Genomic DNA, 10,946 nt, shown 5'->3' with positions numbered 1-10,946 from the left:
CGGGTCACCGCTTGCGCGATACCGCGCTTTAAGCTCGTCGGCTGAAAAATGAGGTTCGAGATGGAGGGGTCTAGGCATTCCCTAATCCTACACCATTTCAGGGGTAGCCAAGTCGGATTTAGTATCAGACCACACTTTTGGCCTTAATCTTGAACTCTAAAAGTTAACGTTGCCCTAATCTTTTTAATCAATAAAGCCCTCAGGCTTAATCTCATTTTTGAGCTTTTGTGAGATTATTCCTGTGGCAATCAGGGCAAGAGCTATCTGCAAAGAACAAGGCTTTGCAGGGGTTTTCTGTGCCTATTTGCAGGCTATCAATCGAATACTCTAGGAGAGCCCTCAAACCATGTCTTTTGATACAACGCAAGCATCGGAACAGACCGCTTCCCCTTCGGCAGAACTAACTGGCTTCGCCTCGCTGCCTGCCGATACTTTTGCCGCAGGCCCCGACGCGGGGGGCGACGACGGTACGGGTGCTCCGATCGCGGGCAACGGTCGCACTGGCCCTTTTGACGGTCAGCCAGTGCAGGGCTTTAGCGGCGTGCAGTTTGCCCCCGGTGGCGATGGCTCAGCATTCTGGTTTTTGTCGGACAATGGCTTTGGCGCGAAGGCCAACAGCGCCGACTACCTGCTGCGGATCTATCAGGTTGACCCCAGCCTGGCCGGTTCTGAAGGGGGCGATCGCAGCGTTGAGTTGCAGGGCTTTGTGCAGCTCAGCGATCCCAATCATCTGATTCCCTTCGATATTGTCAATGAGGGCACTGCCGAGCGACGGCTGACCGGGGCCGACTTTGACATTGAATCGTTTGTGATTGATGGCAACGGCGAGATCTGGGTTGGGGATGAGTTTGGCCCGTATCTGCTGCATTTCGACGCCAGCGGCGTGCTGCTAGACGCGCCCATTGCCACCCCGAACGTCAACACCCTCAATACGCTGAATGGACAGGATCCGCTGGTGATCGGCCACCGGGGAGCCAGCGGCCTGCGCCCTGAGCACACCCTGGCCGCCTACGAACTGGCGATCGAGCAGGGGGCAGATTTTATTGAGCCTGACCTGGTGGTGACGAAGGATGGGGTGCTGGTCGCCCGCCACGAGAACGAGATCTCGGGTACCAGCGATGTGGCCGATCGCCCCGAATTTGCCGATCGCCAGACCACCAAAGTCATCGACGGCATCGAGTACACCGGCTGGTTTGTCGAAGATTTCACCCTGGCTGAACTCAAAACCCTGCGGGCCAAGGAGCGAATTCCTGCTGTGCGCCCCGACAATACAGCCTTTGACGGCCAGTTTGAAATCCCCACCCTGGCGGAAGTGATCGACCTGGTCAAAACCGTCGAGGCGGAGACAGGCAAAAAAATCGGCATCTACCCCGAAACCAAGCACCCCACCTTTCTGGCCAAGGAGGGCACGTTTCTAGATGGCACGCCCATCAACCTCGACACCAGCCAGATCTTGGTCGATACGCTGATTGCTGAAGGGTTTACCGACCCCAGCCGCATCTTCATCCAGTCATTTGAGGTGCAAAACCTGATTGAAATTCAGGCCAGGCTAAATGCGGAGGGCCTTGGTGACATTCCCCTGGTGCAGCTCTACGGCGACACCACCACTGCGGCTGACCCCACCGATGCGTTCTCCTTCCCCTACGACATCCGCTACAACGTGGCCCAGGGCAACGACCTGACGGCGATTTACGGGCAGGCCTTTTTAGACGCCGCCGAAAACCCGCTATCGGCAGAGACGGTTTACGCTGACCTGGACAACGCTGCCATGCTGCAGGTGATGCGCGATACCTACGCCGAAGGAGCTGGCCCCTGGAAGAACAACATTTTGCTGCGAGAAGCGCTGGACAATCCTGTGGACGGCAACGGCGACGGCGTGGCCCAGATCACCTCGCAGCTGACCGGGGAAGTGACCTCGTTTATCGACGATGCCCACGCCGCTGGGCTGCAGGTGCACCCCTACACCCACCGCAACGAGGAGAACTTTCTGACGCTGAATGCTGACGGTACGCCCCAGACGCCTGAGTCGGAGCTGGCCCAGCTGATTTCGATTGGGGCTGACGGGTTCTTTACCGACTTTCCTGGCACTGGGGATGCGGTGCGCGATCGCGTTGTGGCTGACGACGTTCGCTCTCCCCAAAACCCTGCCGTTCTCGCGGGTGAGGCGCTGGCGAATCTGGGCGGCTCGCGCGGGTTTGAGGGCATGGCCTTTAGCCCCGATCGCGCCACCCTTTACCCCATGCTGGAGGGCACTGTAGTTGGTGACCCCGCTGGCTCGCTGCGGATCTATGAATTTGATATCGCCAGCGCGGCCTATGAGGGGCTAGCTGGCCTGTACCAAATGGAGTCGGCGGCCCATGCGATCGGCGACTTTACCCCCATCAACGACAGCGAGTTCCTTGTCATTGAGCGCGACAACAACCAGGGCGAAGCGGCTGAATTCAAAAAGATCTTCAAAGTCGATCTATCGCAGATTGACAGCGAGGGCTTTGTCGCCAAAACAGAAGTGGTCGATCTGCTGAACATCAGCGACCCCAACGACCTCAACGGCGATGGCGAAACCACTTTCTCCTTCCCCTTTGTCACCATTGAGGATGTGCTGGTGATCGATGCCGACACCATTCTGGTGGCTAACGACAACAACTACCCCTTCTCCCTCGGACGGGGGCCGGATATCGACAACAACGAGATCATCAAAATTCAGCTCGACCAGCCCCTAAACCTGGATGCTCGTCTGGGCGTGGCTGGACTGTCCGGAGGCGCTACGGAACTGGTGGATCTGACCGGGTTCGATGGCGATGTAGCTATCAACGTTACTGTAAGCCGCGAGGCGGCCTTTGATAACGTGCTGAAGTTCTACGAAACCGATGCCCAGGGGCGTGTGGATGGCCTAATGGCTGGAGATGCGGGGTATAAGGCGGCTGTGGCCACCAACCTACTCGATACTGAGCTGTTTACCGACAACCTGGTGACAACTGATGTCAGCTTCACCCTGCCCGGCGGCACCTACTACGCTCCGGTGCTGCTGGTAGATGGTGACATCAACAACCTGGCGACCATTGGTGACTCTCGCATTCAGCGCGAGGGCAATGTTTGGAGCTTCGAGGATCTAACCGACTTCGACTTCAACGACCTGGTGCTGACGATCAATGCTGTTGAGCCAGCCGTAGCCTAGAGTCGTCAATCCCCGCCAGAAGCCCCTGCCCTGGGACAAGGGGAGCAGGGGTTTCTGGCGGGGACTGCTCCTAGGGGCAATAGAGCGTCTCGCGGGTCTTGCGCCCCGTGACGGGGTTGGTGCCCTTAGCTACGGTGCAGAGCATTTTGTTGACCTTGGGGTCGAGCAGCACGTCGGTAAAGTCGGCCCCGTCGATGGTGGCCTCACGAAAGTCGGTGTCAAAGGCGTAGGCCCCTTCGAGAATGGCGTTGGTCAGGTTGGCCTGGTAGAACCGGGCTCCGTCGAGGGTAGCGCCGCTCATGTTGGCTCCTTCCATGTTGGCGCGGGCCAGGGTGGTGTCAAATAGGCGCACGCCGCGCAGGTCGGTGTGGCTCATGTCGGCATCGGCCATGTCGGCGCGGGTGTAGTCGTTGCCGCGCAGATCCTGGTTTGACCAGTCGCTCATTCTCAGGTTTTGGCGATCGTAGCTGGTGGCCTGAGCCGGGCTGGCCCAGCTTAGGCAAAGGGTGAGCACCACTAGCGTGGCTACCAACATCCGACACAGGCTGGATCGACTAACCATGGCTCCTAATTTGCTCAAATCCTACATTTCTGAGTTTACAGGTTGAGCCGAGCCAAACCCAAGCTTCCGGCGATAGGTATTCAAGCCTCAGCCGAGCTATATTGTCTGGAATCTTGCCGCCGCCTCTGTAGTTATGGATGAATTATGGATGCCTGCGGTCGGCAGGCGTGCGACATTGTCCCTTCGCCGCCAGGAGAGCATTGGCTATGGCTACCGACTACGTTTTGGTTGTGCACGGCGTTAAGCATCGCCGTGCCGACGAGTTTAACCGCATGGTTGAAGCGCTACTGCAACGGGTTGGTCAGACCATTGGCCTGAATGGACGCACGATTAAACCCATTCCTATATTTTGGGGCGACCTGAACGTGCAGCCCCAGGCTACTCTGCGCCAGGGGCTAGAGGCCTCTCCGCAGTGGCGCAAGCTGTGGATGACCGATTTTCGCGTCAGCGAGGTGATCGAGTTTGCTGGCGATGCGGCGCTGTACCTGAGCCGCCACGTGGGCGCTCAGGTGGTGCAGCGGTTTCAGCAGATGGCGCTGCCAGCGCTGCAATCGGCCCAGCCGGATGACCGTCTCCACCTGGTCACCCACAGCCTGGGCAGCGTCATTCTCTTTGACCTGCTGTTTGCCGCCCGCTGGGATGACCCCAGTTTGGACAACGACGCCAGCACCCGCCAGACCCGCCAGATTGTAAAACAGCTGCGCAATGCTCTGTTTGGCCTGGGCCAAACGCCTGGCCAGGGGCTGCCGATCGCCAGCGTACACACCCTGGGTTCGCCCATCGCTCTGTTTAGCCTGCTGTCGGTGACGGGCGATAGCACCCACGATTTGACTAAAGATCTGCGATCGCTGCTGCAAACCCTTTACCACCAGCGGGGCAAAAAATCGCTGCCCTGGTACAACTACATGCACCCCGGCGACCCCCTGGCCTATCCCCTACAGGGGCTCATGCCTCACCTGATGGGCAATGCCCAGCTCTACGTGCATCTGAAGGATGTGATCACCGAGCATCGGGGTCTGCCGATTACCGTGGGGCGGCTGCCGCTGCTCTGGGGCGGCGATGCCCACGGCAGCTACTGGAAAAGCGACACCGTGGTCAAGACCCTGGCCGACGCGCTGCGGTAAGGCTGAGAATCAGCCCTGACCTGAAAACAGGCGGCTAAAGTCGCTGTTTTCGGGCAGTCTGAGCTTAAAAATATCGGTCAGCACCATCTCTAGCTCGGCGGCATCGGTAAGGTGGCGTTTTTCAGTTGTTCCCGTCAGGAAGTGGGTGGCCAGTTCGGTATTTCTCAGACCGTAGCGACGCTCCCGCGCCGCCCGAGCTGCAATCAGGTTGTTAACAAACAGCGACTTGGGATAAGTAGACACATGCCAGTTGCTGACCTCGTAGTCGCAGGGGTACTGGGCCTGTAGCTCAAACTGGTACAGGGGCTTCCAGTCTTGAGCGATTTGCGCCTGTAGAATCCAGAACCCCTCCGATTGAACCAGGCGAAAGGGCTCGTGGGGAGTCTCCTGAACCAGGTCTGGCACCAGCCGCAGTGGCGCGGTCAGGGTGAGCCCGCCAAAACCCACATCGGCAATGTAGGGTTCGCTCGCCAAATCTACCAGCAGCACCATGTGGCTGCGGGGAGTGAGGGTATCGGGGGGCAGGTTCCACAGCACCCGCGCCCCCAGCCCGGTGACTTGAAACCCCAGCGTGGTGAGCACCGATCGCAGCAGCCCGTTTTGCTCAAAGCAGTAGCCGCCCCGCCCCCCGTAGACCAGCTTTTGCACCAGCGAGGACAAGTCTAGCTCCACGGACTGGCCCAGAAACGAGCTGAGGTTTTCGAAGGCGATCGCCTGGGGGTGGCGCAGATGAATGCCTTGCAGCGTAGCCACGGTAGGGGCATGGCTCTCGTCGTAGCCAATCCGTTGAAAATAGGCATCAAGATCAGCCGCATCGAGGGTAGGAGCCGATGACATAGGTTCGTTCAGTCAGAAATTAATCTACAGAATTCATTATGAGATGACTCTAGGTTCTATAGCCGCTGGTTTCAATCTGCTGATGGGGTGCTCTCTTACCGCAGTCATTGCGCCGCGCCCGATTTCGGTGTTGAATCGTTCTGTTAGCATCCTTTTATAATGGGCCTTTTACGCGCCCCTACGCGCCCCTGCCATGAGCGTCGTTCTCTACAACACCCTGAGCCGTCAAAAAGAACCCCTCGCAACCCTAGAACCGGGGCGGGTGAAGATGTACTGCTGCGGCGTCACGGTGTACGACTACTCGCACCTGGGCCACGCCCGCTGCTACGTGGCCTGGGATACGGTGCGGCGCTACCTGCTGTGGCGGGGCTACGCCGTCCACTACGTGCAAAACTTTACCGACATTGACGACAAAATTCTCAACCGCGCCAAAACTGAAAATTCCACCATGCAGACGGTGGCCGAGCGCTACACCCAGGCGTATCTCGACGACATCGCCCGCCTGAATGTGATGGAGGCCGACGAATACACCTACGCCACCCAAACCCTGGATGGCATTCAGCGGCTGATTGGCGAGCTAGAGCAAAAGGGCTACGCCTACCCCGCCAACGGCGACGTGTATTACTCGGTGCGCAAGTTTGACGGCTATGGCAAGCTCTCGGGCCGCAGGCTCGACGACATGCAGGCTGGAGCCAGCGGTCGGGTGACGACGGAAGAGGCCATCAAGCAAGACCCCTTCGACTTTGCCCTGTGGAAGGGCGCAAAGGAAGGCGAACCCTTCTGGGAATCCCCCTGGGGGCCGGGGCGACCCGGCTGGCACATTGAGTGCTCGGCCATGATTCGCGATCGCCTTGGCGAAACCATTGATATCCACGTTGGCGGCAGCGACCTGGTGTTTCCCCACCACGAGAATGAAATCGCCCAGTCGGAGGCCGCCACGGGCCACCCCCTCTCGCGCTACTGGATGCACAACGGCATGGTCAACGTGGGCGGCGAGAAGATGTCAAAATCCCTCGGCAACTTCACCACCATTCGCGACCTGCTGGATGGGCCAAATGCCCCTGACCCGATGGCGGTGCGGCTGTTTTTGCTGCAGGGCAACTACCGCAAGCCAGTAGACTTTACCGATGAGGCGATCGCCGCCGCCCAGACTAGCTGGGGCACCGTGCGCGATGGTCTGCTGTTTGGCTACGAGTTTGGGGCCAGGCTGGGCTGGGCTGATGCCTCAGATTCTGCCTTTGGCGATCCGGCCGCCATGCGGATCGATCGCGACAGTGCCCCGGTGCAAGCCTTTCAAACCGCCATGGATGACGACTTCAACACCGCTGGTGGGCTGGCGGTGCTGTTTGAGCTGGCCAAAGACCTGCGTCGGGCAGGCAACCTGATTACCCACACAGGCGAGGCCGACACCGACAGCGCCACCCTGCGCCAGCAGTGGCAAACCCTGGTCTGCCTGGCCCAGGTGCTAGGCCTAGAAGCCCAGCCCAAAGCTGAAGAATCTACCTTGGGCGGGCTATCGGATGGTGAGATTGGGGCGTTGCTGACCCAGCGACGAGAGGCGCGGGCGGCCAAGAATTTTGCTGAGGGCGATCGCATCCGCGACCTGCTCCAGGCCGAAGGCATTACGCTGATCGACAAGCCCGGCGGCGTCACCGAATGGCATCGCTAACTCTGACAGCGCTCCGCCTCGGCATAGATAGGCGGTGGCTCTGTCGTTTGGAAGCAAGTACCAAGCCACTTTAAGGACATTTCAGATAAAACCCGGAAACGAGTACTGTTCACAAAGTGACAAAGTTTTAGGACTTTTGTCAGTCAATCAGGCAGCAGCCTCAGCGGCTGGCATACCATTCCTCCAAATTCATTCCCAAAATTGACCATGTCAACGCCTTCCGATGCTCGTCGCCATGCTCCCGCCACTGAGCGCAACCGCGAGCCCATCTTAGCGGTACTCCAGCGAGTGCTGCCCCCCGCTGGCACCGTACTTGAGATTTCCAGCGGTACAGGAGAGCACGCCGTATACTTTGCGCCGCGTTTGGCTCCCCGGCAGTGGTTGCCCTCTGACCCCGATCCCGGTGCCCGAGCCAGTATCGCCGCCTGGCGGGAAGTAAATCCTGCCGCCAACCTGCATGCGCCCCTGCCTTTAGATGCGGCGGCTCCCCTGTGGCCCGTCGAATCTGAGAACTTTAGGGATTTGTGCAGGGATTCACTCGCTGGGCCAGACCTGCAGCAGCATCCGATCACCGCCCTGGTCAACATCAATATGATTCACATTGCGCCCTGGGCGGCCTGCCTGGGGCTGCTGGCAGGGGCGGGGCGCATTTTGCCACCGGGCGGCATTTTGTACCTCTACGGCCCCTACCGGCAAAACGGGCAGCACACGGCCCCTAGCAATGCCGCCTTCGACGCCAGCCTGCAGGGCCAAAACCCAGACTGGGGCGTGCGCGATTTAGATGCGGTGGTCGCCACTGCCAAGGTACACAATTTGGCGCTGGTCGAGACCATCGCTATGCCTGCCAACAATCTTTCGGTGGTGTTTAGGGCGATCGCTTAGCGCTATGTAGCGGATTGTGACTGAGTAAAGTGCCCCGTAAAGATCCCCCTGTCCCCCTAGCAAGGGAGATGCACGTCATAACCGCTTTATGAACACTGTTTCGTCAAGGCTGTTTCGTTAAACTGTGGCTAATCCGCACTCTGAGGTCGCCATGATTGTCAGCAGCCTTCAGTTTTTAACCAGCGATGCCACCTATCACGACCTGGCCCTGCGCTGCCAGGAGTATCTGCACTACCGGCAAGGCTGGGTCGACCAGCGCGAGCTAGCCGAAGACATGCTGTTCAACCTGCTAGTGGAATATTTGGTTGAGGCGGGGGTGCCCCGTCCTGCCGCCGAACAGTTCTGCACCGACAGCGACAACCTAACCGAGCTAGCCATGCGCATTTCATCTACCCTTGGCCCGGTCGTGGCCTAACCGTCTAGCCCCGCTGTGCCGGTGCCGCAGATCAGGGCGCAGACGACTTCGCCGGGCCGGGGTTGATATTGGCCGGTCATCAGGGCTGCGATCGCGGCACCCCCACTGAGTTCTGCCGCCACCCCTAGCTCAAACCACAACCAGCGGCAGGCCTCGGCCATCGCCTCATCGCTGACCAGCACAAAGGAGTCTACACAGCGGCGAATGATTTCCAAGTTCAGGGCTTCCGTCCTGCGGGGGGCGAGGGTATTAGCCAGGGTGGGGGTGGCCTCTAGCTCAACAATCTGACCTGCCTCAACGCTGGTTTTGAGGGTGGGTGCGCCCACCGGCTCAATGCCGACAATGCGAATGCCGGGCTTGATGGCCTTCGCCGCCAGGCTGATGCCGCTGATCAAACCGCCGCCGCCGATTGCCACCAGCAGCGTATCCACCTGGGGCAGGTCGGTCAAAATCTCCAGGGCCAGGGTGCCCTGTCCGGCGATCACGCGCGGGTCGTTGAAGGGGTGAATGTAGGTGAGCCCCTGGGCGTGAGCGATCGCCATAGCGGCGCGGTTGGCGTCATCCCAGTCGTTGCCCTCAAACACCACCTGGGCTCCCCACTGGCGCAGCCGTTCTGCTTTGGCGGCAGGCACGTTGCGGCCCAGGTAGATGGTGGCGGGTACTTGGGCCAGCCCGCCCGCGTAGGCCACGGCCAGGCCGTGGTTGCCCCCCGACGCGGTTATAATGCCCCGCTGTAGCTCGGCTTCGGAGAGGCTCTTGAGCGTATTGACTGCCCCCCTGGCCTTGAAGGAACCCGTTACCTGCAGGCAGTCGAGCTTAAGCCACAGGTTGGGGCAGCCAGAGATAGGCTGCTTGAGGGCGATCGCGGGCACCAGCGGCGTATGGCGAATGTAGGGGGCGATGCGACCGCAGGCCGCCTTCACATCAGCCAGGGTGGGAAATAAGAAGGATGTCACAGCATTGCTCTAAATATAGTGCTCTAGATAAGTTGCTGACTGTGGAGAAAGAAGTACACCAGCCGAGCCAGGCTGAGGCCAATGAACGACACCAGAATAATAGTTATGGAGACAGTGACAATATCTCGAACAGCTTTCATGGACGTCCTAAAGCGCTATGGTTGATCAGTATTCTCCCCTGGAGAGGGAAGCTGAGGGGCAAATGCTCATGAATCGTCGCAGCTTTTTGGCGGGTGGGCTAACCGTCACGGCCCTGTTAGCCGGGTGCCAGCGCGTCTCTGGCCCCAGCCTGCGGTTGGCGATGTTGGCCAATGCCATACCGGCTCAGCTGCTCAACGCCTTTCAGCAGTTGCCCCAGGGCAGCAACATTGCCGTTACCCCCGAAGAATCGCTGGTGGAGCTGTATGGGTTGCTGCAGCAGTGGCATGGCCAAAGCGCGGCTACGCTATCGACGGCTGACTGGTTGAGCCTGGCTGACTACTGGCTGGCCCCCGCCATTCGCCAAGAGCTGGTGCAGCCGCTAGAGGTGTCAGCCCTCACCCACTGGGACGAACTAGCGGCGGTGTGGCCCGAACTGGTGCGCCGCAGTGCCGCAGGCAGGCTCAGCCCCGACGGCAGCATTTGGGCGGTGCCCTACCGCTGGAGTCATTTGGTGGTGCTGTACGATCGCGATCGTCTCCCTCGCAGCAGCGCTCCACTCGCGACCTGGGCCGACCTGCTGCGCCCCGAACTCAGGCGGCGGCTGGTGCTGCCCAACCACCCTCGCCTGGTGCTGGGCCTGGCCCAAAAGGCGCTAGGTGCCTCAGCCAACACCGAAGACCCGGCGGCTGTAGAGGGCTTAGCACTCTTTCTGGCCGATTTGCAGAATCAGGTGCGCGTCTACGACTCCGACCACTACCTCGAAATGCTGCTGATTGGCGATGCCACCGCCGTGGTGGCCTGGTCCGATGACGCGCTGCCGCTGCTGAAGCAGTACCGCAATCTGGCGGTGGCCGTACCGCCCGAGGGCACGCTGCTCAGTGCCCAGCTTTGGGTACGCCCCCAGGCGATCGCTTCCGTTTCAGAGCAGACTGCATCCACCGCCCTCAGCTGGCTCGACTTTTGCCTGGATGCCGACTTTGCCACGCAGCTCGCCATCTTTGGCCAGGGCACTTCGACTCGGCTGTGGGGAATTGAGCGATCGCAGCTACCCGAGCCGCTGCAAATGCCGCCTGCTCTTGCCTTAGCTCCCGATGTAGCCGACCAGAGCGAGTTTTTGCTGCCCCTCAGCGCTGCCGCCGAAGCCCGCTACAGTCAGCTGTGGCAGAGTTTGCGCAGCTAAGCACC

General features: G+C 59.9%; 9 protein-coding genes. 6 read left to right on the top strand and 3 right to left on the bottom strand.

Going from position 1 to position 10,946, the window contains the following annotated elements; translation table 11 throughout:
- Positions 1–346 precede the first annotated feature (346 nt).
- Positions 347–3,175 (top strand): esterase-like activity of phytase family protein, encoded by a 2,829-nt coding sequence (locus ACQ4N7_RS05210; RefSeq protein WP_430710552.1) that lies wholly within the window; start codon positions 347–349, stop codon positions 3,173–3,175.
- A gap of 70 nt (positions 3,176–3,245) precedes the next feature.
- Here ACQ4N7_RS05210 and ACQ4N7_RS05205 read toward each other — a convergent pair whose 3' ends face one another.
- On the bottom strand, positions 3,246–3,737 hold the full coding sequence (locus ACQ4N7_RS05205; protein WP_430710551.1) for a pentapeptide repeat-containing protein: 492 nt from the start codon (positions 3,735–3,737) through the stop codon (positions 3,246–3,248).
- Between the two features lie 206 nt (positions 3,738–3,943).
- On the opposite strand from ACQ4N7_RS05205, the gene ACQ4N7_RS05200 reads away from it, so the two are divergent.
- Positions 3,944–4,861, top strand: coding sequence for a hypothetical protein (locus ACQ4N7_RS05200; protein WP_430710550.1), 918 nt, complete (start codon positions 3,944–3,946; stop codon positions 4,859–4,861).
- 9 nt (positions 4,862–4,870) lie between these two features.
- Here the strand turns inward: ACQ4N7_RS05200 and ACQ4N7_RS05195 are convergent, their stop codons facing one another.
- Positions 4,871–5,698, bottom strand: a complete 828-nt coding sequence (locus ACQ4N7_RS05195) for an arylamine N-acetyltransferase family protein (protein ID WP_430710549.1) — start codon at positions 5,696–5,698, stop codon at positions 4,871–4,873.
- A gap of 193 nt (positions 5,699–5,891) precedes the next feature.
- Here ACQ4N7_RS05195 and cysS point away from each other — a divergent pair, with 193 nt between their 5' ends.
- The 3 genes from cysS to ACQ4N7_RS05180 all read left to right on the top strand — a co-directional run bounded on the left by cysS (position 5,892) and on the right by ACQ4N7_RS05180 (position 8,664).
- Positions 5,892–7,367, top strand: a complete 1,476-nt coding sequence (gene cysS / locus ACQ4N7_RS05190) for a cysteine--tRNA ligase (protein WP_430710547.1) — start codon at positions 5,892–5,894, stop codon at positions 7,365–7,367.
- A 207-nt stretch (positions 7,368–7,574) separates the two neighbouring features.
- Positions 7,575–8,249 carry a DUF938 domain-containing protein gene (locus tag ACQ4N7_RS05185; protein ID WP_430710546.1) on the top strand — a complete coding sequence of 225 codons (675 nt, stop codon included), beginning with the start codon at positions 7,575–7,577 and terminating at the stop codon, positions 8,247–8,249.
- Positions 8,250–8,373: 124 nt separating this feature from the next.
- Positions 8,374–8,664, top strand: coding sequence for a hypothetical protein (locus ACQ4N7_RS05180; protein ID WP_430710545.1), 291 nt, complete (start codon positions 8,374–8,376; stop codon positions 8,662–8,664).
- On the opposite strand, the gene ACQ4N7_RS05175 is transcribed toward ACQ4N7_RS05180, so the two are convergent.
- Positions 8,661–9,620, bottom strand: coding sequence for a threonine ammonia-lyase (locus ACQ4N7_RS05175; protein ID WP_430710544.1), 960 nt, complete (start codon positions 9,618–9,620; stop codon positions 8,661–8,663). The genes ACQ4N7_RS05180 and ACQ4N7_RS05175 overlap by 4 nt on opposite strands.
- A 157-nt stretch (positions 9,621–9,777) precedes the next feature.
- Here ACQ4N7_RS05175 and ACQ4N7_RS05170 point away from each other — a divergent pair, with 157 nt between their 5' ends.
- A complete protein-coding gene (locus tag ACQ4N7_RS05170; protein ID WP_430710543.1) occupies positions 9,778–10,941 on the top strand; it encodes an extracellular solute-binding protein in 1,164 nt (387 codons plus the stop codon).
- Positions 10,942–10,946: the final 5 nt, after the last annotated feature.

The organism is Nodosilinea sp. AN01ver1 (genome assembly GCF_050565655.1).
In the GTDB taxonomy this organism is placed as follows: Bacteria; Cyanobacteriota; Cyanobacteriia; order Phormidesmidales; family Phormidesmidaceae; genus Nodosilinea.
This window is presented reverse-complemented; position numbering and strand designations above follow the sequence as displayed.